The following is a 23,377-nucleotide window of genomic DNA, read 5'->3' as shown; positions in this document are numbered from 1 at the left end:
TGCCGATGTCTACCGGTGTCAGTGGGCCGAGGCAGGCTTATCGCGGAGGAAGAAGACGCCCGCGGCCAGCAGCACAACGGCCGGGATCACCGCGCCGATGAAGCCGGCCTTGGTGCAGAACAGCAGGGTGATGAACAGCAGCAGCGTGGCGACGCCGAGCGAGCCCCACTTGGTCATGCCGTTGAACGCGGCGAACGTCGCCGCTTGTTCAGAAATGTCCATCTCACCGCGGTGATAGTCGCCGGCCATGTGTCGTCCTTGGAAGCAAAGGGAGGATACCGAGCCCGCCCGATACAACGGCCGCCGCTAAGCCTCAAGCGTGCGAATTGTCCCACGCCTCCTTAAGGAAGCGGGTGCGCACCGCGGAGGCGGCCTGATCGACCGTGATGTCGCCGATTCGCCCCTCACCGCCGTCCAGGCGCGAGAGCCAGCGGGAATAGGCCGGCACGGGCGCGGTGCCCATCAGGCCGACGCACGGCGTGCCGACGGACGCGGCCACGTTCAGCGCGCCCGAGTCGTTGCCCAGGAAGCCGGCGGAGAGCGCAATCAGGGCCGCCGAGCGGTCGAGTGTCAGGTCGCAGGCCACGACATTGTTCGGCAGGTCGCCGATCGCGGCCTTGGCGGCTTCGGCCTCGTGCGGACCGCCGACCCAGAACACCGTGCCGAACAGGTCGGAGAGCCGGGCGGCCGTCTGGGCGAACCGCTCGGCGGGCCAGGTGCGGGCGGGCTCGCTGGCGCCGATGCCCAGGGTCAGCCATGGGCCGGGCTTGTCGGCATATTTGGCCCTCACGGCCTCCAGCGCCTGGGGGTCCAGCTTCAGCGCCGGCTCACGGCTGGCCACCGACAGGCCGTGGGCCGCCTCGAAGGCCGCTAGCTTGTCGATCCGGTGGGCCGGACGCATGGATTTCGGCAGATACGGCCCCGTGGTCAGGAAGGTCTCCTGGCCGTGGCCCAACCCAAAGCCCCGCCGCTCGGGCACGCCGGCCAGGGCGGCGGCGATGGCGGGGCGGTCGATCTTTTCCAGGATCCACACCGCGCGGGGCTTTTCGGCCTTGCAGAGGCGGTAGAAGTCGAGGGTCTCGCGCACGCCCTTCAGCTTGCCCTTGTAGTGCGGAGCGTAGAGCACCCGCGCCACGCTGGGCTCGACGGTCAGGACTTCAGCGGCCCGGCTGGACGGCCGGGCGACCAACACGACCTGGCCCTCGGGAGTCGTCGCCGCGATCGCCCGGATGGTCGGCAGGTGCCACATCAGGTCGCCGATCCCGCGATCGGGGGCGTAGACGAGGACGGGGCCGGGCGTGGGGGCGGTCAAGGGCGGGCGATCTCCAGCGCGGCTGAGCACCGGATTAGCGGATCAGGCCGAGGGGCCGCAACCTCGCCCTTCGACAAGCTCAGGGTGAGGTTCCTAGTGAACCGCCGCGTGATTTCGTCCTCACCCTGAGCCTGTCGAAGGGCGAGGACGACGCACCGCGCTAGAAGGCCGCCAGCACCCCCCGCAGCCCCGCCACGAACGCCAGCGGCTGGTCGATCATCACGTGGTGATCCGCGTCCGGCACCGCCAGCAGCAACACGTCCTTCGGCATCTGCTCGAGCATGTAGTCGAGCGTGTCGCTGCGCATCAGGTTCGACCGCTCGCCCCACATCAGGGCCGCCGGGCAGGCGATCTGCGGCAGGAGTTGCCCAAGATCCGGCATCCGGAAATTGTGCCAGAGGTCCGGATCGAACTTCCAGGTCCAGCCGCCCTCGACCTCTTTCAGCGACCGCCTCGCGATGAAGTCGGCGATGTAGAGGTTCTCGCAGGGCTGCGGCGGGGCCAGGCGGAAGCGGGCCAGGGCCTCCTCCCGCGTGGCGTAAACGCGGTTGCCCAGGCCCGAGCGCGGCGGCGGGCCTTTCCAGCGCTTTTCGGGCGGCTGGATGCTGCTGTCGACCATGATCGCGCCGCGCAGGCGCTCGGGATGGCGCGCGGCGCAATAGAGGGTCGGGAAGCCGCCGAACGAGTGGCCGACCACGATGGGCTTCACGCCTCCAGCTTCGAGACCGGCGGCCGCGACGGCGGCAAAAATCTCGTCGGCGAACAGCTCGGCGGTGTAGGCGCTCCGCCAGTCGCTGCCGCCCATGCCCGACCACGAGATCGCCGCCACCCGCCAGTCCTTGGCGAAGAACGGCGCGATGAAGCTCCACCAGTCGGCGTGGGCGCCGTTGCCGTGCAGGAACAGCAGGCCCGGCTTGCCGACCTCGCCCCAGGTCAGGAGCTCGATCTCCGCGCCGTCGACGGCGATCCTCGAGCGCTCGGGGGCGTCGGCGATGGCCGCCTCGAACCAGGCTGGCGCGGGCGGCGCCTCGCCGTGGAACGGGGCCAGCAGCGACGCGGGCGCGTGATCGTCAGCCATCGGCGCTCTCCGTATAGGCCAGTTCGCCGGGGCGCGGCTTGCGGGGGGACAGCGCCTTGAAGACGCCCGTGCCGGTGATCAGGGTGCGGTCGCCGGCCCAGATGCGGCCACGGACCGTGAAGAGGAGGTCCTCGTCGCCGAGCAGCTCGCCCTCGCCTTCGACCCAGTCGCCCAGCTTGGCGCCCGAGAGGAAGTCGCACATCAGCCGCACCGTCACCCAGCTGTAGGACTTCTGCAGCGAGATGATCCGCCCCCAGGCCATGTCGGCGAAGCTCATCAGCATGCCGCCGTGGCAGTTGCCCAGGCCGTTGGTGTGGTGCTCCTCGACCCGGAACGCCAGGCGCGCCTGACCGGGACCTTCGCGGTGCTCGAACAAGGGCCCGATCTGGCGGCCGAAGCCGCGCGACCAGTTCAGCTGGGTGAAGCCTTCGGGGATCGCGGCCGTCTGGGCGTCTGTCAGGTCGTCGGACATCCCATCAGGCTAACGAGCGTTTGAAAAAAGAAAAGCCTTCCGTAAGGACGGGGCCCCGGCCGGCATCTAACCTTTCGAAACGGGGGACAGATGAGCCGAACCGAGGACGATTTCGCCGACTGGCTGGGGCCGCATCTGCCGATGCTGCACCGGACGGCGCGGGCGTTCGCCGAGCCGGCGGATCAGCATGATCTGCTGCAGGAGCTGACGGTGGCGCTGTGGAAGGCGCGGCCGCGGTTCCGGGAGCAGAGCGCGGCCGGGACCTTCGCCCACCGCGTGGCCCACAACGCCGCTCTCACCTGGAAGCGGGGCGAGGTCCGTCGGCGGCTGCGCGGCGTGCTGATCGAGGCCGAGCTGCTGGTCCATGACGCCGGCGAGGATCCGCAGGGCCCGCTGCTGGAGCGCCTGTACGCGGCCATCCGCACCCTGGCGCCGGTCGAGCGCTCGCTGGTCCTGCTGTCGCTGGACGGCGTGGCCTATGGCGAGATCGCCCGGCTGCACGGCCTCTCGGAAAGCAATGTCGGCGCGCGGCTGACCCGCCTGCGCCAGCGACTCGCGACCCTAGTGAAGGAGGACGCCGATGGACTTTGAGCGCCTCGAACAGGCCTGGCGGTCGGAGGCCAACCGCCCTTCCGAAGCCCAGCAAGCCCGACTGATGGAGGAACTGATGACCACCTTGAAAGCCCGCCGCCGGATGGAATTCCTGCTGGCCGCGATCCCGTTCACGGCCATGAGCGCCTTCACCGTGATCGCCGGCGCGGCCGTGCTGCGCGGCGGCGGGGATTTCCACGGCTGGCCCGGCATGGCCATGCTGGGCGTCTGCTGGATCGTGATGATCGCGGTGTTCTGGAACGGCTTCCGGGCCCGGACGCGCGACACCGGCCAGCCCATGCGCGACACCCTGGCCGGCCTCCTGGCCCGCAACCAGGCGGCGCGGCAGAACTACCACGTGTTCTGGATGATGGCCCCGGTGTTCATCATGCCGATGTGGTTCGCGATCGAGCGGCTGCAGCGCGAGGGGAAGATGGACAGCGCGGCGGGGGTGCAGGCGTTGGCGCTTTGTGGTGGCGCGCTGCTGGCGAGCTTCGGGTGGAATACGCTGCGGTTCTACTGGGTGATGAAACCCGAGCAGCGGCGGCTGGAGGCGTTGCTGGCTGAGTACGAGTAGCCCCCATTCCGTTCTCCCCGGCGAAAGCCGGGGCCCAGATCCCAAAGCGCTTGGGCTGATTGGAAGAGCGTCGCGTTCTTGGAGCCCACCCCAGCGCTCTTCCATCTGGGACCCGGCTTTCGCCGGGAAGACGGGTTTTGTGGGCGGAGACGTTAGAGCCCCACCGCCGCCAGCGCCTTCGCCTGCCGCTCCGCCACGGCCTCTTCCGAGAACCCCTCCAGAGACGCCTCGAACAGCGCCCGCCAGTTGTGGCTGGCGCCCAGATGCAGGAACGCCGCGCCTAGGCCGATCGCCGCGCGGTCCATGAACACGAATTCGCGGGGGATGGTGATGCCACCGACCGCCTTCAGGGCCTGGCGGACCTTGAAGGCCTCGCGGCGGCCGTACTCGCCGGGCGGGACGTCGTCGGCGACGGTGCGGACCCGATCGTCCAGCAGCGGGCCGTAGATGAAGCGGGCCCAGACGTTCAGCGTGTCGACCAGCTCATCGGTCAGCCCCTGGAAGCCCCAGGTGCGATAGGCCTCGATCTGCTCGGCGCGGTCGTCGTTGGAGAGGGCGCGATAGAGCCGCACCACGCCCGCCACGAACTTCGGCGGGAACACCCGGATACAGCCGAAGTCGAGCAGGTTCAGGTGCGAAGCCCCCTCCCCGCCGAAGCTGTAGTTGCCCAGATGCGGGTCGCCATGGATGATCCCCAGGTGGGTCATCGGGCTCCACCAGGCCTCGAAGAGCAGGGCGGCGATACGGTCGCGGGTCTGCTGCGGGGCGCTCTTGAAGGCCAGCAGGCCCTGACCGTCCAGCCAGCTCATCGACAGCAGCCGCCCCGTCGATAGCTCCGGAACCGGGGTCGGCGTGCGGATGTCGTCACGCCCGGCGAAGAAGTTTCCGTACACGGACATCATCTTCGCTTCACGCTCGTAGTCCAGCTCCTCGCGCAGGCGGTCGCCGATCTCGACGATCATCTCGGTCGGGTCGATCGAGCCGTCCATGCGCTTGAAGAGGCCGATCAGGGCGCGCAACTGGCCCAGATCGCTTTCGACCGCGCTCTGCATGTCGGGGTACTGGAGCTTGACCGCAATGGCGCGGCCGTCGTGGGTCGCAGCGCGATGCACCTGGCCCAGTGAGGCGGCCGCGGCGGCCTCGTGTTCGAAGGTCGCGAACCGGCCTTGCCAGTCCGGCCCCAGCTCGGCCGCCATCCGCCGGCGCACGAACGGCCAGCCCATGGCCGGCGCGTTGGTCTGCAGCTCGGCGAACTCCTTGGCGAATTCGGGCGGCAGGAGGTCGGGCACCGTGGCGAACATCTGGGCCGCCTTCATCAGCGGGCCCTTCAGACCGCCCAGCGCCGCCTTCAACGCCTTGGCGTTGCGGGCGTCGGCCTCGTCACCGCCGAACACACGGTTGGCGCCGTAGGACACGGCCGCGCCCGACAGGCCAGCGCCGACCTTGGCGAAACGGGACAGCCGGCCCGAGAGCCGGTCGCGTTCGGGGTCGTTACGATCGTCAGCCATCGTGCCGCGTCACCTCGTGCTTCGACAGGCTCAGCATGAGGTGACGGATACAACCCGGCATCTCTTCGTCCTCATCCTGAGCCTGTCGAAGGACGAGGACGAACGCACGGCGTCAGACGAGTCGCTCGAACTCGTCCACCAGCCGCTCCAGCTGCGCGCAGCCGGCGGCCCAGAACGCCTTGTCGCGCGGGTTGAGGCCGAACGGCTTGAGCGCCTCGACATAGGTGCGCGTGCCGCCCGCCGCGAGCAGGTCCTCGTACAGCGGCGCGAAGGTTTCCGGGTCCTCGCGGCGCTTCTCCATCAGGCCGCGCACCAGCAGGTCGCCGAACGCATAGGCGTAGACGTAGAACGGCGCGTGGCAGAAGTGGCTGACATAGGCCCAGTAGTGCTCGTAGCCGGGGTTCAGCTTCACGGCCGGACCCAGGCTCTCGCCCATCACCTCCAGCCACAGGCCGCCGATCTGGTCGGGCGACAGCTCGCCCTCCTGGCGGGCCTCGTGGAAGCGGCGCTCGAAGCGGTGGAAGGCGATCTGGCGGACGACGGTGTTGAGGCCATCCTCGATCTTGCCGGCCAGCAGGCCCTTGCGGTCCTCGGGCGTCGCCTCGGCCAGCAGGCGGTCGAAGACCAGGCCCTCGCCGAAGATCGAGGCGGTCTCGGCCAGGGTCAGGGGCGTGTCGGCCAGCAGGGTGCCCAGCGGCGCGCACAGGGTCTGGTGAACGGCGTGTCCCAGCTCGTGGGCCAGGGTCAGCACGTCACGCCGCTCGCCCATGTAGTTCATGAACACGAACGGGTGGCGGTCGGCGGTCACCGGATGGGCGAAGGCGCCCGATTGCTTGCCCGGACGCGGACGGGCGTCGATCCAAGGCTGGTCGAAGAACACCCGGGCGGCGTCGGCGAACTTGGGGGCCAGGTCCTGGAAGCTCTCCAGCACCATGCCGCGCGCTTCATCCCAGGCGTAGGCGCGTGGGGCGGCGGCGGTCAGGGGCGCGTTGCGGTCCCAGTAGTCCAGGCTGTCGCGACCCATGACCTTGGCCTTCAGCGCATAGTAGCGGTGCGACAGGCGCGGATAGGCCTCGACCACCGCCTGCTCCAGGGCGTCGACCGCGTCGCCGTCGACCTCGTTGGCCAGGTGCCGCGACTGGGCCGGCGTGTCGTAGCGGCGCCAGCGGTCCTCGACCTGCTTCTCGAAGGCCAGGGTGTTCAGCGCCAGGGCCTGGGTCGAGGCGCGCTCTTCCAGCGCCTGGGCCAAGCCGTCGGCGGCGGCCTTGCGGCGCGCGACGTCGGGATCGGAGAGGCGGTTCAGCGCCTCGGGCAGGGTCAGGGTCTCTTCGCCGGTCTTGGCGGTGAGCTTGGCCAGGGTCTCGTCATAGAGCCGCACCCAGTTGGCAACGGCCGGGCCCTTGTCGACGATGAAGCGCTCCAGCTCCGGCGACAGCTCGTGCGGCCGCGACAGGCGCACGCGACGCAGCCACGGCGTCCAGCGGGCGGCGTCGGGATGAGCCTCCAGCGCCTTGGCGATTTCGGCGTCTTCCAGCTGGTTCAGTTCCAGCGTGAAGAACAGGCTCTCGGCGGCGATCTGCGAGGAGCGGGCGCGCAGGTCGGCCTCGAACTTGGCCCAGGCCGGATCGTCGCGGGCGACGGCGGCTTCCAGTCCGGCATAGGCCCCGACGCCCCACAGGCCGTTGGTGGCCTGCTCATAGAGCGTTATCCCGCGATCCAGCAGCACGCCCAGGCGCGCCGGCTCCCTGCGCGCCTCGAGGAACATGCCCTCCAGCGAGGCCAGCTCGTCATTGGCGGCCTTGGCGGCGGAAAGGTCGGTCTCGATGCGCGGATCGTCGCGACCGACATAGAGGTCGGCCAGGTTCCATTCGGGCGGGGCGTCGGGCTTGAAGGGGGCGTTCATGCCCTAGGAGATAGGCCTCGCCCCCGGCCCTGCGCAATCGCTTAGCCGCCCCTTAAGGTCGCACACGCTAGAGACGTGGCGAACCTGGAGACGAACCCTTTGTCGAGCTTCAAGCTGTGGCGGGACGGAATCGTGATGGCGGCGCTGGTGCTCGGCGGCTTCTTCCTGACGCTGTCGCGGCTGGGGTTCGAGGCCAATTGGGAGCTGGCGAGATGGAACCAGAACGCGGTCGCGCCCGGCGTCCTGCGCGTCCATTTCGGCCACGCCTCGCGCGGTAGCTTCAGCCTCTTGATGGACGCGGCCGCGCCCCGGAAGCGCGACGAGGTCAGCCTGCGGACGGCGTGCAGGCGTTACGACGTGCGCTACCAGCGTAGCTTCGGCGACATCGCCATCGATCCGCCGCAGGTGGGCTCGTGCTTCGACGATCAGCCGCTGCTCGCGACCTTTGCGCGCGCCGTGCGCTACAAGCTGCACAATGGCCAGATGACCTTGACCACCGCCGACGGCGAGGTGCTGGTCTTCCGGCGCCTGGGCCTGCTCTAGGCCCTGACCGGATAGGGCTCGGCCATCCAGGCGAAGACGCAGGTGACCAGATAGGCGGTCAGGGCCGTACCGCCCATGGCGACAGGGTCTCCACCCAGGGGCGATAGCAGCGGGATCAGCTGCAACAGCAGCAGGAAACCCAGGAAACCGACCGCGCCCTTCCAGCTGCGCCCCTCGACGCCGCGCCGCCAGGCCCAGGCCGCGCCGGCCATGGCCAGCAAGCCCATCTCGACCGCTTCCTCCAGCACCGCGTGGTTCCAGAGGCCAAGGCCCACCTTCGGCCCGCTCCACAGCAGCGGCAGGTCCGGACGATGGACCAGGAAATCCAGCAGCCAGTGCGAGAACACCGCCAGGCCGATAAAGAGGCCCGCGCGCCTGGGCAGCTTCAGCAACACCATCAAGCTGCCCCCGACGGCCAGCGACCACAGCACCGCCGCCGGCAGGCTGTGGGTGTAGGGCATGTGCGAAAGGACAAGGGCGCTGCCCGGCAGACTGGGATCGATCGACGCCTTCTCGACGCCAGCCATGATCAGGGCGCTCCAGGCGACGTCGATGGCCTGGCAACCCAGCACGTAGCTCCACAGCGGCGCGCGCGGCTCGACCGCCCGGGCGGCCAGCGCCGCCGCATAGTGTCCAACGAACATGCGCCTCAGACCTCGTACCGTTTGGCGATCGCCTTAGGAGCCACGATCTTCCAGGCCTGCCGCAGGAGTCCAGCCAGTTCGTCGGCCTCGATCTCGGCCAGCCGCACCAGCACCGCCGGATAGCTCCGATAGTGGTCGTCGGTGAAGAACCGCTCGGGCGCGGCCTCCAGCAGCATTTCCTTGGTGTCCATCGTGCAGCGGATGGCGACGACGCCGGGGATCAGCACGCGCTTGGCCTTGGGCGTAGGGCGCGCCAGATAGCTCCAGGCCAGGCCCTTGCCGCCGACCTCGAAGCCGATCTGGCCATTTTCGCCGACCCCGCCGGTCACTTCCGGCAGCGCTAGGGCCAGCGCCTGGAGTTGTTCCGTACCCACCACGACCCGCGCTCTTCCGTCCCTGGGGCAAGATCCTGTTAAGCCTAAACCTTAGGCTTCAGGACACGTCTTCGAAAGCCGATGTTTACCCCCGACCTGTATCACTCTGAACCAACAAGAGCCGTGCTCCATGTGGGCATGGCCGGTTCTGGTGGATGTGCCCTATGACCAAAACGGTCCTAGTCGTCGATGACGACCCGACACAACGTCGGCTGATCCAGGCGGTGCTCGAGCGCGAAGGCTTCGCGGTCGCACACGCCGAAGGCGGCGACGCGGCCATCGCGCACCTGACTTCGGGCGCGCCCGCCGACGTGATCTTGCTCGACCTCGTCATGCCCGGCCTGAACGGCCAGGAGACGCTGAAGGAGATGCGCGCGCGGGGCTTCACCCAGCCCGTGATCGTGCTGACCGCCAGCGGTGGCGTCGACACCGTGGTCAAGGCCATGCAGGCCGGGGCCGCCGACTTCTTCATCAAGCCGGCCTCGCCGGAACGCATCACCGTCTCGATCCGCAACGTCCTGTCGATGGGCGACCTGAAGGGCGAGGTCGAGCGCCTGACCAAGCGCGCGGTGGGCAAGACCACCTTCGCGGACCTGATCGGCGCCTCGCCGGTCATGACCATGGTCAAGCGCATGGGCGAACGGGCGGCCAAGAGCGCCATCCCCGTGCTGATCACCGGCGAAAGCGGCGTCGGCAAGGAGCTGATCGCTCGCGCCGTGCACGGCTCGTCCGACCGCGCCGGCAAGCCGTTCGTGGCCGTCAACTGCGGCGCCATCCCCGAGAACCTCGTCGAGTCGATCCTGTTCGGCCACGAGAAGGGCTCGTTCACCGGCGCCAGCGACAAGCACCTGGGCAAGTTCAAGGAAGCCGACGGCGGCACCCTGTTCCTGGACGAGGTCGGCGAACTGCCGCTGGACATCCAGGTCAAGCTGCTGCGCGCCCTGCAAGAGGGCGAGATCGATCCGATCGGCTCCAAGCGCTCGATCAAGGTCGATGTCCGCATCGTCTCGGCCACCAATCGCGACCTGCAACAGGCCGTCTCGGTCGGGCACTTCCGCGAGGATCTCTATTACCGCCTGAACGTCTTCCCGCTGGAGGCCCCGTCCCTGCGCGAGCGTCGCGAGGACATCCCGGCCCTGGTCGAGGCGTTCATCCGTCGCTTCAACGTGGAAGAAGGCAAGCGCGTCATCGGCGCCTCGCCCGAGACCTTGCAGCTGCTGACCGCCTTCGACTGGCCGGGCAATGTCCGCCAGCTGGAGAACACGATCTATCGCGCCATCGTGCTGGCCGATGCTCCGTATCTGCAGCCGTACGACTTCCCGGCCATCTCGGGCCTGGCCGCGCCGATCGAGGCCGTCTCGATCCCGCCCTCGCCGCCGCCGGCCGCCCTGCTGCAAGCCGCCCACGCCGCCATGTCCGCCCCGACGGCGGCCGAGGCGCCCGTGCGCATCCTCGACGACCGCGGTCACCTGCGGACGCTGGAGGACATCGAGCGCGACCTTATTCAGCACGCCATCGACGTCTATGCCGGCCACATGAGCGAAGTGGCTCGCCGCCTCGGCATCGGCCGCTCGACCCTCTATCGCAAGGTTCGCGAGCAGGGCATCGAGGTCGACATGAAGGAGACCGGTTGATGGCCAGCCTGATGATCTTCCGCCCGCTCTCGCGCGAGCAGCGCCTGAAGGCGCTGCTGAAGCCGGCCCGCCCGGCCGTGTCGGGCAAGCCGGCGCGCTAGAGCGACGACCGAACTAGTGTCCGGGAGCGGCCAGGCGGAAGCTTGGCCGTTCTTCGTTTGTGGCGGCCTCCTCGATGCGAGCCCAGCCGTGGTCGGACCGCCGGGCCAGGCCCTCGATCTCCAGCCGCTCGAGCTCGCGCATGACCAGGGTCGGCGTCGCTGGCCGGCTCCAGCGATGTTCCAGCTGGCGCGCGATCTCCGCCGGGTTCAGGCCTGCGGCCTGGGCCAGCGTCATCAGGATCATGTCGCGGGTCGAGCGCCCACGCCGGCCGCGCTTGCCCGGCGTGGGCGGCGCGAAGGTCGCCGGCTCATCGGATGTCAGCCGCTCGGACATGCCGGCGGTCTTGAGGGCGTCCAGCGCCAGGGTGATGGCCTTGAGTTCGCTCTCGAACGGCGCCTGGGCGCGCTTCTGAGCTTCAATGATGCGGGTTTCCAGCTCCGCCTTGCGGCGCAGCAGGTATTGATAGGTGGTCGCCATTGTCCTTGATCCGGCAGAGCCATGGAGTCCGCTCGACACCGATCCAGGCTTGCGCCCGCGTGCCTCGAGACTGGAGCCGCGACCCGCCCGCGACCCAGAACCCTCATAGCGATGAGTATTCAAATCTTTACAGTTATTCACATTTTCGGCTCAGGATATTACCAAGCTCTTAATGTCACTCAAAGAACAGTAGTTTCTAGTAATTCTTTTAGGTTGAAAATCTAGGACATCTCTGATCGCCCCGCGCGCCAGGCGGCGACCAGGGCGATCGGCACGCCGACCATGAAAAGGTGCGCGCCCAGATTGTTCACGAAGGTGGACAGCACGAACGGCCCGCCGTGCCTGGCCTGCGACAGGGGCAGGACGACGTAGTTCATCACCCCATAGGTCGCCAGGCCGTAGGCCAGGCCCATGGCCACGGGACGCCGCGTCAGGACCGGCAGCCTCAGGCTGGCCAGCACGTAGCAGGCGACCATCACCGCCATGATGCAGAAGTGCGCGGCCAGCCCCAGCGCCGCCGTCGCCGCGCCGCCCGCGAAGGCCGCCTTGCCCAGCAGGCCGCTGGCCACGCTGTGGAAGATCCGCTCGGGCGGCACGCCCTTGGTGACGCCCCAGTAGAGGCAGGCCTCGGTCATATCCAGGGTCCCGGCCACGGCCGTCCCCAGCAGGATGGTCAGCGCGACGTGGCGCGGTGACTTGCTGTTTTCCATGAGATTTCCCTCCCATTCCCTGGGAAGGAGGTTAGGCCCGAAGCGCTCGCTCCGAGACCTGGCCTGGTCGCGCCAGGATCAGTCTTCGTCGCTTTCCGGCTCGGGTTCGGGCTCGCGACCGCGCCGCTGGAAGCCCTTGCCCCGGCTCATGGGCTTCTTCTCACCCTTGGCCTTTCGGGCGATTTCCTTGAGCTTGATGGTCTGGTTGCCCGACAGGGCCTGGCCGCGCGCGCCCTTTTCGGGATCGGCGAAGGCCCGGCCGTAGGTCTCGACGCGCTGGGCGACGCTGGTCAGGAACTCACCCTCCCATTCGGAGAGTTCGATGCCCGACTTCTCGGCCGCGCGTTTCGCCCGCTTGAGGGCGTTCAGCGCGGCCTTCTTGGCCTGCTCTTTAGGATCGGGCGGTTTGGCGCGCATCGCGGAGAACTATCCCCGACCCTGCGCGCCAGCGCACCCGGTAAAAACTTAGATCTCGCCGATGGCCGAGAGGTACAGGTCCAGGATGGCGTCCTCTTCCTGGCGCTTGGCGCGGTCCTGCTTGCGCAGGCGGACCACCTTCTTGAGGATCTTGACGTCGAAGCCGTTACCCTTGGCCTCGGCGTAGACCTCCTTCATCTGCTCCATGATCTCGGTCTTCTCGACCTCGAGGCGCTCGACGCGGTCGATGATCGACTTCAGCTGACCCTGGGCGGTCGAGTTCAGAACGTCTGCGTGGGGAACGGCGTCGTCGGCCATGCGGGAAGTCTCGCGAGAGGCTGGAATTGGGAGGCGCGGAACCTAGTGCGAACGCGCGCCCCTGGGAAGCGCGATTCAGCGACCTTCCACACGTCCTCGCGCGATCTCGGCGAGGGCGGCCAGATCCAGGTTCTTCTCTTCCCCGCCCAGCAGCGATTCCAGACTCGCCTCGGCCAGATCGGCCAGCGGCATGGACAGGCCCTTGGCTTCGGCGGCATCCAGGACCAGGCGCACGTCCTTGAGGCCCAGCTCGGCGTGGAAGCCCGGCGGGGTGTAGCGGCGCTCGGCGATCATGGCGCCGTAGATCTTGTAGATCGGCGCGGCGAACAGGGTGCTCGACAGCATGTCCAGCAGCTCAGGGGCCTCGACGCCATAGGCCTCGCCCAGCGCCACGGCCTCGCCCATGCTCTCGATGGCCGAGACGATCATGAAGTTGCCGGCCAGCTTCAGGGCGTTGGCGCGGACGGGGTCCTCGCCCAGCGGCCAGACCTTGGCGGCCAGCAGCTCCAGCACGGGCATGGCCTTGGCGACAGCGTCAGGCGCGCCGGCGGCCAGGACGTTCAGGCCCCCCGCCTGAGCCACGGGCGGACGGCCGAACACCGGCGAGGCGACGTAGCCGAGGCCGAGCTCGGCGTGCAGGGCCGACAGCTCGGCGGCCAGGGCGGTCGAGATGGTGGCCAGGTTGATGTGGACGACGCCCTTGCGCGCCTTGGCCAGCACGCCGCTGTCCAGCAGCACGTCGCGCATGGCCTGGTCGTGGGCCAGCATGGAAAGGACGATGTCGGCCTCGAAGGCCTCGTCGACGCTGGCGGCAGGCGTCGCGCCCTCGGCGGCCAGTTCATCGACGATGGCGCGCGAGCGGTTCCACACCGTCACCGACACGCCCTTGCCCAGCAGGTTGCGCACCATGGCCGCGCCCATGGCGCCCAGACCGATGAAACCGACGTTCATGCGGGAACTCCCGAACCGAAGGGGACTAAAGCAGGCCGTGTCGCTCGACCGCGGCGCGCAGGGCCGCGGGATCGGTGAAATGGTGCGTGTGGAAGCCCATCGCATCGGCCGCCACGATGTTGGCGATGCTGTCGTCGATGAACAGCAGGTCGGAAGCCGCAAGGCCCGTCCGCTCCAGCACGATCTCGTAGATGCGGCGGTCCGGCTTGATCACGCCCTCGTCGCCCGAGACGATCGCGTCGCGGAAATAGCCGAAGTGCGCGGGCGAGACCGCCTGCACCGCCGGCCACTTGCTCTGGGGCATGTTGGTCAGGGCGAACTGCGGAACGTCCCGCGCCGCCAGGGCGTCGATCACCGCGACGGTCTCGGGGATCGGCCCCGACAGCATCTCATGGAAGCGCTCGCCCCACGCCCGGATCTCGGCTTCCTGTTCGGGGAAGCGCGCGATCAGCGGCGCGGCGTTCTCCGGAAAGCCGACGCCCTTGTCGTGCGCGATGTGCCAATCGATGGTGCAGACATGCGAAAGGAACCGGTCGAGATCGGCCGGTTCCTTGAACACTTTCGCGTACAGTGCGCGGGGGTCCCAGCGCACAATGACGTTGCCGACATCCCAGAGAACGGCTCTGGGACGCGTCAAGGTCATTAGCCTTGCTTGGCTTTGAAGCGCGGGTCGGTCTTGTTGATGATGTAGATGACGCCCTTGCGACGAACCATCTTGCAGTCGCGGTGGCGACCCTTCAGCGACTTCAGCGAGCTGCGAACCTTCATGACCGGTCTCTGTACTGTCGGCGGAGAGGTTCGGGCGCGCAGAATACGGCCGGAACTTCCGGGGTGTTTCGGAGGCGGTGCGTATAAGCAGGGCACGTGCGTGAGTCAATGCGTTTGATGCGTCAACGCAATGTGTTTGACGTGTGTACGCAAGGCCTTTCGGGGGAACTTCACCGCCCTGGCGTGCTTGTGATTGAAGCTTTTACACGAACCCCGGTAGCTTCCCAGGCATGGCCATCGATCGTCGCGTCTTCCTCGTCCTCCTGCTCGCCGGCTGCGCGGACACCTCTCCGCAAGGTCCCCTGACGGCGATCACGCCGCCTCAGCCCGCGCCCAAGCCCCAGACTCCGGCAGCCCCGCAGCCGCTTCCGGCCACGCCCGTGCCGGCCGGCGAAATGGCCTTCGACACCTGGCTGCAGGACTTCCGGGGCCGCGCCCTGGCCGCTGGTCTCTCGCCCGCCCTGCTGGACCGCGAGCTGGCCGGCGTGACGCCCGATCCCAAGGTCATCAGCCTGGACAGCCGCCAGCCGGAGTTCTCCAAGCCGGTCGGCGACTACATCAAGGGCGTGATCAGCGACGACCGCGTGGCCGTGGGCCGCCGCAAGCGCGAAGAGCTGACCTACCTGCCGACCATCGAGGCCCGCTATGGCGTGCCGCGCGACATCCTGCTGGCCGTCTGGGCCATGGAATCGGCGTTCGGCCAGCTGCAGGGCAATTTCGACGTCGTCCGCTCGATGGTCAGCCTGGCCGCCGACGGCCGCCGCCGCGCCTGGGCCGAGGGCGAGCTGATCGCCGCGCTCAAGATCATCGATTCGGGCGAGGTCACCCGCGCCCAGCTGCGGGGCTCGTGGGCCGGGGCCATGGGCCAGACCCAGTTCATCCCGTCCAGCTATCGCTCGACCGCCGTGGATTTCGACGGCGACGGCCGCCGCGACATCTGGGGCTCGGATTCGGACAGCCTGGCCTCGGCCGCCAACCTGCTGGCCAAGGGCGGCTGGAAGCCCGGCGTGGGCTGGGCCAAGGAAGTGATCCTGCCGGCCGGCTTCGACTATTCGGTCACCGAGGTCGAGAAGCAGGTCCCCGCCTGGTGGGAAGCGCGCGGCGTGCGCCGCGCGGACGGCCTGCCGTGGACGGCGGCCGATGCGGCGTCGCTGGCCATGCTGATCCTGCCGTCGGGCGCGGCGGGTCCGGCGTTCCTGGCCCTGCCGAACCATTTCGCGATCCGCACCTATAACAACTCGACGTCCTACGCCCTGGGCATCGGTCTGCTGGCCGACCGCTTCGGCGGCGGCGCAGCGCCGGTCACGCCTTGGCCGGTCGAGACCCCGCTAAACATGTCCGACCGCATGGCCGCCCAGATCGCCCTGGCCCGCGTCGGCTTCAATCCTGGTCCCGCTGACGGCGTCATCGGCGCGGGGACGCGCAAGGCCCTGCGGGCATGGCAGCAGAGCCAGCAGCTGCCGGCCGACGGGTATCTGTCGAACGATATGGTGAGCAGACTGAAGGCGCAGGCGGGGATCAACCCGTAAGGAACAGCTCCCTCTCCCATAGGGAGAGGGTTGGGGTGAGGGGTTACGAGGGATGACGGCGTGCCGGCACTTCGGCTGACGCCGTAACCCCTCACCCTCCCACGCTTCGCGCGGGCCCCTCCCTCTCCCTAAAGGAGAGGGGTCAGGAGCGAACCTCCATCCAAATCGATCGGCTTTCGCCCGGCGCCAGAGTCACCATGCCGGTCTCCCCTTCTCCGAACGGGTTGGGACGGCTGGCGCACGGCTCGACGCACAGAAAGCCCTGGCCCGGCGGCACATAGACGTGCAGCCAGCGGCACTCGGCCGAGGCGGTGATGGTCGTCGTCGGCTGGCCAGGAGCTGTCAGCGCCGCCTTCTGATCCCAGCCGGTGTAGCAGTGGTCGATCAGCTCGTGGCCCGCCACGCCTGCGCCATGCGCCCAGTCCGGTCCCCAGACGCCGGCGTGATGCGTGGTCGGCAGGACGTCCTTGTCGATCATCCAGACCCCGTCATTGGCCGCCGTCAGGGTCTCGCCCTCACGCGCCGGGAAATAGGGGTGGAAGCCAAGGCCCGCCGGCATGGCGTTCGGGCCAGTATTGGTCACCGTCAGCTCCAGGCGCAGGCCGTTTTCGCTGAGCGTGAACCGCTGCTCGGCGCGATAGGCCCAGGGCCAGACGTCGGCCGCGTGCGTATAGGAGAGCACCGCCTCGCCGCCGTCGGCCTTCTCCACCGTCCACGGATTGCGCCAGCCCTGGCCGTGCAGCGGATGCGGATGGGTCCCGAGATTGGGCGGCAGCACGTAGTCGCGCCCCTCGAAAGTAAAGCGGCCGTTGGGGATGCGGTTGCAGAACGGCACCAGCGGGAAGCAGGCCGAGGCCAAGGCGTCGGTCGCGCCGGTCACCATCGGCCGCAGCACGTGGCGGCCCTCGATCGTGAAGGCCGCGATCGCGCCGCCGACGTCCGGAGTCAGCACCAGACGGGCCGGGCCCTTTTCGATTACGGTCATGGCGTCACCTCCCAATTGTTAGCGGTCTCACTGCCTTGCGCCGGATCCCGACGCAAGTTCAACTGCGACCATGGTCGAGACCCTCTCCGCGAAGGAAGCCCGGCGGATCGCCCTGGCGGCGCAAGGCTTCGGGCGGCCCCGGCCCGCCAATCCCGGCAAGCGCCATCTGCTCTCGACGATCGAGGCTCTGGGCGTCGTGCAGATCGACTCGGTCAATGTCGTCTCGCGCTCGCACTATCTGCCGCTGTTCTCGCGCCTGGGGTCCTACGACCGGACGCTGCTGGAGGACCTGGCCTGGGGCAAGAAGCCGGCGCTCGCCGAATACTGGGCGCACGAGGCCTCGCTGACGCCGCTCGCCACCCACCCGCTGCTGCGCTGGCGGATGCAGGACGCCCTCGACGGCGTCGGCGTGTGGAAGAACGTCTCGGCCTTCCTGCGCAGCCATGCCGACTTCATCGACCAGGCCCTGGCCGCCGTCGCCGAGCGCGGTCCGCTGGCGGCGTCCGAGCTGGAATTGGGCGCCAAGGGCGAAGGCGGCTGGTGGGGCTGGAGCGAGGGCAAGCGGGCCATGGAGTGCCTGTTCTGGACCGGCCGCCTGACCACCGCCACGCGGCGCAACAGCTTCGAGCGGGTGTATGGCCTGCCGGAGAAGGTGCTGCCGCCGGCGATCCTCGACACCCCGACGCCCAGCCGCGCCGAGGCCTGCCGCCAGCTGCTGAAGATCTCGGCCCGCGCCATGGGCGTGGCCACCGAGCGGGACCTGCGCGACTACTTCCGGCTGGGCGTGGCCGACGCCCGTGACGGCGTGGCCGCCCTGGTCGCCGACGGGACGCTGACCAAGGTGGCCGTGAAAGGCTGGGACCAGCCGGCCTACCTCTGGCCTAAGGCTCGCCGGCCGCGCTCGATCAAGACCACCGCCCTGCTCTCGCCGTTCGACAACCTGATCTGGTTCCGCGAGCGGACCGAGCGGATGTTCGGCGTGCGCGTCCGGCTGGAGATCTACACCCCGGCCGACAAGCGCACCCACGGATACTATGTGCTGCCGTTCCTGCAGGACGAGGCGATCACCGCCCGCGTCGACCTGAAAGCCGACCGCAAGGCGGGCAAGCTGCTGGTCCTGGCCGCCCACAGCGAGCCGGACGCCGATGATGACACCGCCGCGCGTCTGGCCGCCGAATTGACCGTAATGGCTGCCTGGCTTGGGCTTTCACACGTCGAAGTTCGCCCAAAAGGCGATCTCGCGCCCAAGTTGGGTACGATCGTCAGCGTTCCGACATGAAAGCTTGCTCGACCGGACTGTAAAGCATTGTAAAAACGCAGTCGGAAAACGAGCAACCCGGGGCGGGGCGCGATAATAATGACTGGCTGGTCGCCTGCTCGTCACCCCACAGACAACGGGCTTCCCGCGGCGCGTTCCGCTCCCCCGCGGGACGCGCCACTTCCCAGCATAAGTGAGCGCATGAAAGTCGCCCTTCTAGACGACGACCAAAGCCATAATGCGCTTGTCGCTTCGGTTCTGGATCCGGCAGGCTTTGTCTGCACCAGCTTCACGACGCCCTCGCGCCTGCTGGCGGAACTGCGCAAGCAGACGTTCGACCTGATCATCCTCGACTGGAACATGCCCGAGCTGTCGGGCGTCGAGACCCTGCGCCTGCTGCGCGAGGACCCGGTCACCGCCCCGCCGGTGCTGCTGCTGACCAGCCGCTCGGTCGAGGCCGACCTGGTGGAAGGCCTGAACGCCGGCGCCGACGACTACATCGTCAAGCCGCTGCAGCCGCAGGTGCTGCTGGCCCGCGTCAACGCCGTGGCCCGCCGCATCCACCGTCCTTCGGCCTCGCCGCAGGTCGAGCAGCACGGCCCCTATCGCCTGGACCCCGGCGCGCACACCGCCAGCTGGGCCGGCCAGGTCGAGGCCCTGACGCCCAAGGAATTCCAGCTGGCGTCCCTGCTGTTCAACAACCTGTCCCGCCCGCTGTCGCGCGAATATCTGCTGCGCCGCATCTGGGGCCAGCGGCCGGACCTGGAGACCCGCACCCTGGATGCGCACGTCTCGCGCCTGCGCGCCAAGCTGCACCTGCGCCCGACCAACGGATTCCGGCTGAGCACGGTCTACGGTTTCGGTTATCGTCTGGAAGCGTGTGATCCCGAGACGACCGCGGCAAGCGGGGGAGAGTAGACATGACCAGGGCTGCGGGGGCGGGCCTTCTTCTGGCTGCACTGATGCTGGCGGCGGGCCCGAGCGCCCAGGGCGCCGAGCCGCCGGTGGCCTATATGGTCAAGCCGGGCGACACCCTGATCGGTCTCGCCAGCCGCTACATGAACCGCCCGGGCGACTATCGCGCCGTGCAGAAGGCCAACCGCGTGGCCCAGCCCACGCGCCTGCGGCCCGGCTCGCAGCTGAACATCGACCCCAACCTTTTGAAGTCGACGCCGATCGCCGCCAGCCTGTCGGCCTTCACCGGCCCGGTGTTCATCGAGACCAACGGCCAGCGCGCCCCGGCCCGGGTCGGCATGCCGCTGACCGAGGGCCAGGTGGTCAGCACCGGCCCCGGCGCCTTCGCCACCTTCGAGCTGGAGGACGCCTCGCGCGTCACCCTGCCGTCCAACACCCGCGTGCGGATCTCCAAGCTGCGCCAGGTGCTGATCAACAACGCGCCCCAGCGGGTGTTCCAGCTGGATCAGGGCAAGAGCACGATCTCGGCGACGCCGACCACGACGCCGGGCGCCCGGTTCGAGGTGCGCACGCCGGTGTCGGTCTCGGCCGTGCGCGGCACCGAGTTCCGCGTCGGCGCGGACGGCGACAAGGGCCAGACCGAAGTGCTGAAAGGCGCGGTCGGGGTCGGGGCGGGCCAAGCCCAGCCGGACGGCCCGCCGGTCGCGGCCGGCTTCGGCGTCGGTGCGTCGGCCAGCGGCGTCAGCGCCCCGGTCGCCCTGCTGCCCGGCCCGAAGATGGGTCCCGGCGGCCAGACCCAGGGCGAGGCCATCGTCCGCTTCACCGTCCAGCCGGTGCCGGGCGCGGCGTCCTACCGCCTGCTGCTGGCCCGCGACGCCGGCTTCATCGACATCTTCGCCGAGGCCAAGACCCAGACCACGACCCGCGAGTGGCCGACCGCCGACTTCAGCCAGCTGGCGAACGGCACCTATTTCGTCCGCCTGACCGCGATCGATCCGAACGGGCTGGAAGGCTTCCCGTCCGACTACAGCTTCGACCGCGACCTCAACACGCTGACGGCCGGCGCGCCGACCGACAGCCGCGAGGGCAAGCATCGCAAGTTCCTGTTCCGCTGGAGCGCGGCAGGCGACGGCATGCGCAACTACCGCTTCCAGCTGTTCTCCGACGCCGAGGCCAAGACCGCCCCCGTCATCGACCAGCCCGGCCTGACCGAGCCCCAGCTGACCCTGACCGACCTGCCGCCCGGCGGCTACTTCTGGCGCGTGGCCGCCGTGCGCTTCAAGGACGGCGCGGTGACCGAGAAGCTCGGCTCGCTGCAACAGCTGCAGATCGGGAAGTGACCAGCGCCGCGTCCCGCCCGTCGCCGCGTCAGGCGTCGCGCCCCACCGGCCGACTGCTGTCCTGGCTGTTGCTGGCGATCGTCTCCAGCCTGGTCATGGTGTTCTTCGCCATCGCCCCGCCCAGGCGGCTGGACAATGTGCTGTACGATATCCTGGCCCGCGCCAATGGCCGGCCGGCCGATCCGTCGATCCTGATCATAGACATCGACGACCGCAGCCTGGCCCAGCTGGGCGCCTGGCCCTGGTCGCGCGAGACCCACGCCCGGATGGTCGATCAACTGACCGACGCCGGCGCCAAGACCATCGTCTACGACGTGCTGTTCAGCGAGGCCGGTGATCCGGCCCAAGACCAGGCGCTGGGCGAGGCGATCACGCGCTCGGGCCGGGTCTACCTGCCGCAGTTCCTGGCCGCCGGCGGCGGCGATACCGCCTCGCGCGTGATCGGTTCGGTGCCGGCCATCGCCCAGGGCGCCGCCGGCGTCGGCCTGGCCCATGTCCGCTTCGACGACGACGGCGTGGTCCGCCGCATGGCCCCGTTCGAGATCAACGGCGCCAGCCTGAGCCCGGACCTGGTCACCCTCGTCCATCGCGCCACCCACACCGTCGGCGCCCGCGACATCACCCGTGGCTTCGACCAGACCCTGCTGATCCCGTTCGCCGGTCCGCCGTCGATCTACCGCCATGTCAGCTTCTCCAGCGTGCTGGACGGCGAGGCCCCGCCCTCGCTGATCGCCGGCCGCACCGTGTTCGTGGGTCTGACCGCCCCGGGCCTGGGCCCCGCCTTCCCGACGCCGGTGACCCCGGACGCAGCCAGCATGACCGGCGTGCAGCTGCAGGCCAGCGTACTGGACGGCCTGCGCAGCGGCCTGATGGTCAAGCCCGCCGGACCGTGGAGCCGCGTGGCCTTCACGCTCACCCTGATGTGGCTGCTGATGATCGGGTTCCTGGTCCTGCCGCCGCGCGCCAACCTGGTGCTGACCATCGGCCTGTGCCTGGTCGGCCTGGCCTATTCGGCGGCGATGTTCTGGCTAGGCCAGGTCTGGTTGTCGCCGATCACCACGGTGCTGGGCCTGAAGATCATCGCCCTCGTCTGGGGCTGGGGCCAGCTGGGTCGGGTCAACGACCTGCTCAGCCGCGAGCTGGCCCGCGTGCGCGGCATCGTGCGCGGTCGCAAGGCCGCCCCGGCCGACTTCGAGACCGATGTCGTCGCCCGCCAGGCCTCGGACCTGGGCGAGGCCATCACCCAGATGGACGACCTGCGCCGGTTCTCGGCCGACGCCCTGTTCAGCCTGCCCGACGCCACCCTGGTCGCCGACGCGCGGGGCCGGGTGATCGCCGCCAATGCGGCCGCCCAAGCGCTGTTCAAGCCCAGCCAGATCGTCCTGGCCGGCTCCTCTCTGGCCGACCTGATCAACGCCCTGGACCCGCTGGGCCATCGCTTCGAGCTGGACTGGCCGCAGGCGACAGAGCGCCACGAGCCGATCGACCTGCACCTGCCCGACGGCCGGGCCTTCCAGCTGCAGACCGTGTTCCGCAAGGACGAGACCGGCGCCCCCGCCGGCTGGATCGTCCGCCTCGCCGACATCTCGATCCTGACGGCGGCCATGCGCCAGCGCGAGCAGGCGCTGCAACTGCTGACCCACGACATGCGCTCGCCGCAGACCTCGATCCTGGCCCTGCTGGCCACCACGCCGGACGTGCCGCCGGAGCTGTCCGACCGCATCGCCGCCTACGCCAAGCGGACCCTGGCCCTGGCCGACGGCTTCGTGCAGCTGGCGCGGGCCGAGGTGACGCCGGTCTATCTGGAGCCGGTCGATCTGACCGACATCGCCGTCGAGGCCATCGACGAGGTCTGGCCCCAATCGATCCAGCGCAAGATCCGCATCGAGCAGGTCGGCGGCGACGACGCCCTGACCGTGCTGGGCGATCGCGGCGTGCTGGCCCGCACCCTGGTCAACCTGCTGGGCAATGCGGTGAAGTATAGCCCCGAGGGCTCGACCATCACCGTCAGCCTGTCGGAGCAGCCCTCGTCCAGCGGCCCGACCGCCAATGTCGCCATCGCCGACCAGGGGCCGGGCTTCTCGCGCGAGGAGGCGGCCACCGCCTTCCGGCCGTTCCAGCGGTTCGAGCGGCCGGGCCACGACTTCGCGGTCAATGGCGTGGGCCTAGGGCTGGCCTTCGTGCAGGCGGCCGTCGCCCGCCACGGTGGCGAGGTCTCGTGCCGCAGCGCGCCCGGCGTCGGTGCCGAGTTCACCGTGCGCCTGCCGCGCCATGTCGCGGCGGCGATGAACTAGCCTTTCGCGGCCGGCTTGAGGGCCGCGACCAGCAGGTCGGCTACCGCTGCGGGCTCTTCCTTGCGCACCCGGATCGACGACCAGGCCACGGTCTTGCCCGTGCCGGCCTCCAGCACCGCCAGGGTCACGGTCCTGGCCGGCCCCTTGCTTTGCCAAGGCCGCCACCAGGCTTCCCGCTCGGCCGGACTGCGCCAGGCCTTGTCGTCGAGGGTTCCGGCCGCGCTGGAGACCCCGACATGGGACGGGGCCACCGCCACCCCGACCTGGACGAGGTAGGCGGGCTTGCCGCCGCCCTCCTGGCCGCCCGTTGCTCCGCCAAGGGAATCGATGGCCCGGGTCTGCACCGCCTTGGCGAAGGCGGCGTCCGCGCCATCGGCCGAGCTGGCATAGGCGGCCAGCCCCTTCAGCCCGGTCGCGTCGCCCTGGCCGATGGCCCGGGGCGTGGCGCAGGCCGTGAGGAGCACGAGGCAAGCCCCGGCCAGCAGAACGCCGCTTGCGCGCATGGTCACTCCCCCTCGACCCGTGGAATTGAGGAACGATAACGCCGGTCGCTCTCCAGGTCACGCCGGCTGAGGGATCGTCGCCAGCCTGGGCAAAAACCGATCGTTCCGTACAAGTTTCTCGGCGCCGACAAGCGCAAGGTGAGGGCGTCTCCAAGGACAAGGCCCTCCCTCCCC

At 69.2% G+C, this 23,377-nt stretch carries 27 protein-coding genes and 1 pseudogene; 10 read left to right on the top strand and 18 right to left on the bottom strand.

Going from position 1 to position 23,377, the window contains the following annotated elements; translation table 11 throughout:
• Nucleotides 1–18: 18 nt before the first annotated feature.
• The 5 genes and pseudogenes from AC07YH_RS23345 to AC07YH_RS23325 form a co-directional block, all read right to left on the bottom strand.
• On the bottom strand, nt 19–249 hold the full coding sequence (locus tag AC07YH_RS23345) for an aa3-type cytochrome c oxidase subunit IV (protein ID WP_494749299.1): 231 nt from the start codon (nt 247–249) through the stop codon (nt 19–21).
• A 64-nt stretch (nt 250–313) separates the two neighbouring features.
• On the bottom strand, nt 314–1,249 hold the full coding sequence (locus AC07YH_RS23340; RefSeq protein WP_494749328.1) for a glycosyltransferase family 9 protein: 936 nt from the start codon (nt 1,247–1,249) through the stop codon (nt 314–316).
• Between the two features lie 123 nt (nt 1,250–1,372).
• Nucleotides 1,373–1,461: pseudogene (locus AC07YH_RS23335) on the bottom strand (hypothetical protein); the annotation flags it as partial.
• Between the two features lie 11 nt (nt 1,462–1,472).
• Nucleotides 1,473–2,390, bottom strand: coding sequence for an alpha/beta fold hydrolase (locus AC07YH_RS23330; RefSeq protein ID WP_494749298.1), 918 nt, complete (start codon nt 2,388–2,390; stop codon nt 1,473–1,475).
• Nucleotides 2,383–2,862 (bottom strand): PaaI family thioesterase, encoded by a 480-nt coding sequence (locus AC07YH_RS23325; RefSeq protein ID WP_494749297.1) that lies wholly within the window; start codon nt 2,860–2,862, stop codon nt 2,383–2,385. Before AC07YH_RS23325 ends, AC07YH_RS23330 begins: the two co-directional genes overlap by 8 nt.
• Nucleotides 2,863–2,952: 90 nt before the next feature.
• Here AC07YH_RS23325 and AC07YH_RS23320 point away from each other — a divergent pair, with 90 nt between their 5' ends.
• Both AC07YH_RS23320 and AC07YH_RS23315 read left to right on the top strand, forming a co-directional pair.
• Nucleotides 2,953–3,453: an RNA polymerase sigma factor gene (locus AC07YH_RS23320; protein ID WP_494749296.1), complete on the top strand. Its 501-nt coding sequence runs from the start codon at nt 2,953–2,955 to the stop codon at nt 3,451–3,453.
• On the top strand, nt 3,443–4,030 hold the full coding sequence (locus tag AC07YH_RS23315) for a hypothetical protein (RefSeq protein WP_494749295.1): 588 nt from the start codon (nt 3,443–3,445) through the stop codon (nt 4,028–4,030). Before AC07YH_RS23320 ends, AC07YH_RS23315 begins: the two co-directional genes overlap by 11 nt.
• Before the next feature lie 152 nt (nt 4,031–4,182).
• Here the strand turns inward: AC07YH_RS23315 and AC07YH_RS23310 are convergent, their stop codons facing one another.
• Both AC07YH_RS23310 and AC07YH_RS23305 read right to left on the bottom strand, forming a co-directional pair.
• On the bottom strand, nt 4,183–5,538 hold the full coding sequence (locus AC07YH_RS23310; RefSeq protein ID WP_494749294.1) for an ABC1 kinase family protein: 1,356 nt from the start codon (nt 5,536–5,538) through the stop codon (nt 4,183–4,185).
• Nucleotides 5,539–5,650: 112 nt separating this feature from the next.
• Nucleotides 5,651–7,441: a M3 family oligoendopeptidase gene (locus AC07YH_RS23305; protein WP_494749293.1), complete on the bottom strand. Its 1,791-nt coding sequence runs from the start codon at nt 7,439–7,441 to the stop codon at nt 5,651–5,653.
• Nucleotides 7,442–7,540: 99 nt separating this feature from the next.
• Between AC07YH_RS23305 and AC07YH_RS23300 the strand changes: the two genes are divergently transcribed.
• On the top strand, nt 7,541–7,984 hold the full coding sequence (locus tag AC07YH_RS23300; RefSeq protein WP_494749292.1) for an META domain-containing protein: 444 nt from the start codon (nt 7,541–7,543) through the stop codon (nt 7,982–7,984).
• Here AC07YH_RS23300 and AC07YH_RS23295 read toward each other — a convergent pair.
• Nucleotides 7,981–8,628, bottom strand: coding sequence for a hypothetical protein (locus tag AC07YH_RS23295; protein ID WP_494749291.1), 648 nt, complete (start codon nt 8,626–8,628; stop codon nt 7,981–7,983). The genes AC07YH_RS23300 and AC07YH_RS23295 overlap by 4 nt on opposite strands.
• A 5-nt stretch (nt 8,629–8,633) precedes the next feature.
• Nucleotides 8,634–9,005 carry an MmcQ/YjbR family DNA-binding protein gene (locus AC07YH_RS23290; RefSeq protein ID WP_494749290.1) on the bottom strand — a complete coding sequence of 124 codons (372 nt, stop codon included), beginning with the start codon at nt 9,003–9,005 and terminating at the stop codon, nt 8,634–8,636.
• 161 nt (nt 9,006–9,166) lie between these two features.
• Here AC07YH_RS23290 and AC07YH_RS23285 point away from each other — a divergent pair, with 161 nt between their 5' ends.
• Together AC07YH_RS23285 and AC07YH_RS23280 are read left to right on the top strand one after the other, a co-directional pair.
• Nucleotides 9,167–10,636: a sigma-54-dependent transcriptional regulator gene (locus tag AC07YH_RS23285; RefSeq protein WP_494749289.1), complete on the top strand. Its 1,470-nt coding sequence runs from the start codon at nt 9,167–9,169 to the stop codon at nt 10,634–10,636.
• On the top strand, nt 10,636–10,737 hold the full coding sequence (locus AC07YH_RS23280) for a hypothetical protein (protein WP_494749288.1): 102 nt from the start codon (nt 10,636–10,638) through the stop codon (nt 10,735–10,737). Before AC07YH_RS23285 ends, AC07YH_RS23280 begins: the two co-directional genes overlap by 1 nt.
• Nucleotides 10,738–10,750: 13 nt before the next feature.
• Here AC07YH_RS23280 and AC07YH_RS23275 read toward each other — a convergent pair whose 3' ends face one another.
• From AC07YH_RS23275 to ykgO, 7 genes are all read right to left on the bottom strand, one after another.
• Nucleotides 10,751–11,215: a hypothetical protein gene (locus AC07YH_RS23275; RefSeq protein WP_494749287.1), complete on the bottom strand. Its 465-nt coding sequence runs from the start codon at nt 11,213–11,215 to the stop codon at nt 10,751–10,753.
• A gap of 221 nt (nt 11,216–11,436) precedes the next feature.
• The gene (locus tag AC07YH_RS23270) at nt 11,437–11,925 is read right to left on the bottom strand and encodes a hypothetical protein (protein WP_494749286.1); all 489 of its coding nucleotides are present in this window, start codon (nt 11,923–11,925) and stop codon (nt 11,437–11,439) included.
• A 78-nt stretch (nt 11,926–12,003) separates the two neighbouring features.
• Nucleotides 12,004–12,342, bottom strand: a complete 339-nt coding sequence (locus AC07YH_RS23265) for a hypothetical protein (protein WP_494749285.1) — start codon at nt 12,340–12,342, stop codon at nt 12,004–12,006.
• Between the two features lie 48 nt (nt 12,343–12,390).
• Nucleotides 12,391–12,660 carry a nucleoid-associated protein GapR gene (gene gapR / locus AC07YH_RS23260; RefSeq protein WP_125159195.1) on the bottom strand — a complete coding sequence of 90 codons (270 nt, stop codon included), beginning with the start codon at nt 12,658–12,660 and terminating at the stop codon, nt 12,391–12,393.
• A 75-nt stretch (nt 12,661–12,735) separates the two neighbouring features.
• Entirely contained in the window at nt 12,736–13,611 is an 876-nt protein-coding gene (locus AC07YH_RS23255) for an NAD(P)-dependent oxidoreductase (RefSeq protein ID WP_494749284.1), read from the bottom strand.
• Between the two features lie 25 nt (nt 13,612–13,636).
• Nucleotides 13,637–14,254, bottom strand: coding sequence for an HAD family hydrolase (locus AC07YH_RS23250; RefSeq protein ID WP_494749283.1), 618 nt, complete (start codon nt 14,252–14,254; stop codon nt 13,637–13,639).
• On the bottom strand, nt 14,254–14,379 hold the full coding sequence (ykgO, locus tag AC07YH_RS23245; RefSeq protein WP_004616427.1) for a type B 50S ribosomal protein L36: 126 nt from the start codon (nt 14,377–14,379) through the stop codon (nt 14,254–14,256). The genes AC07YH_RS23250 and ykgO overlap by 1 nt, the downstream gene beginning before the upstream one ends.
• Nucleotides 14,380–14,609: 230 nt before the next feature.
• Here ykgO and AC07YH_RS23240 point away from each other — a divergent pair, with 230 nt between their 5' ends.
• Entirely contained in the window at nt 14,610–15,908 is a 1,299-nt protein-coding gene (locus AC07YH_RS23240; protein ID WP_494749282.1) for a lytic murein transglycosylase, read from the top strand.
• A gap of 142 nt (nt 15,909–16,050) precedes the next feature.
• Here the strand turns inward: AC07YH_RS23240 and AC07YH_RS23235 are convergent, their stop codons facing one another.
• Entirely contained in the window at nt 16,051–16,893 is an 843-nt protein-coding gene (locus tag AC07YH_RS23235; RefSeq protein ID WP_494749281.1) for an aldose 1-epimerase, read from the bottom strand.
• A 70-nt stretch (nt 16,894–16,963) separates the two neighbouring features.
• Here AC07YH_RS23235 and AC07YH_RS23230 point away from each other — a divergent pair, with 70 nt between their 5' ends.
• The 4 genes from AC07YH_RS23230 to AC07YH_RS23215 all read left to right on the top strand — a co-directional run bounded on the left by AC07YH_RS23230 (nt 16,964) and on the right by AC07YH_RS23215 (nt 22,700).
• On the top strand, nt 16,964–18,172 hold the full coding sequence (locus tag AC07YH_RS23230) for a winged helix-turn-helix domain-containing protein (RefSeq protein WP_494749280.1): 1,209 nt from the start codon (nt 16,964–16,966) through the stop codon (nt 18,170–18,172).
• 78 nt (nt 18,173–18,250) lie between these two features.
• Nucleotides 18,251–19,069: a response regulator transcription factor gene (locus tag AC07YH_RS23225; protein WP_494749279.1), complete on the top strand. Its 819-nt coding sequence runs from the start codon at nt 18,251–18,253 to the stop codon at nt 19,067–19,069.
• 2 nt (nt 19,070–19,071) lie between these two features.
• A complete protein-coding gene (locus tag AC07YH_RS23220; protein ID WP_494749278.1) occupies nt 19,072–20,406 on the top strand; it encodes a FecR domain-containing protein in 1,335 nt (444 codons plus the stop codon).
• Entirely contained in the window at nt 20,403–22,700 is a 2,298-nt protein-coding gene (locus AC07YH_RS23215) for a CHASE2 domain-containing protein (RefSeq protein ID WP_494749277.1), read from the top strand. Before AC07YH_RS23220 ends, AC07YH_RS23215 begins: the two co-directional genes overlap by 4 nt.
• Here the strand turns inward: AC07YH_RS23215 and AC07YH_RS23210 are convergent.
• On the bottom strand, nt 22,697–23,203 hold the full coding sequence (locus tag AC07YH_RS23210; RefSeq protein ID WP_494749276.1) for a hypothetical protein: 507 nt from the start codon (nt 23,201–23,203) through the stop codon (nt 22,697–22,699). The genes AC07YH_RS23215 and AC07YH_RS23210 overlap by 4 nt on opposite strands.
• Between the last annotated feature and the right edge of the window lie 174 nt (nt 23,204–23,377).

The organism is Caulobacter sp. GW456-12-1-14-TSB4, from assembly GCF_059424195.1.
The sequence above is the reverse complement of the archived record's forward strand: the minus strand, read 5'-3'. Positions and strand labels throughout refer to the sequence as shown.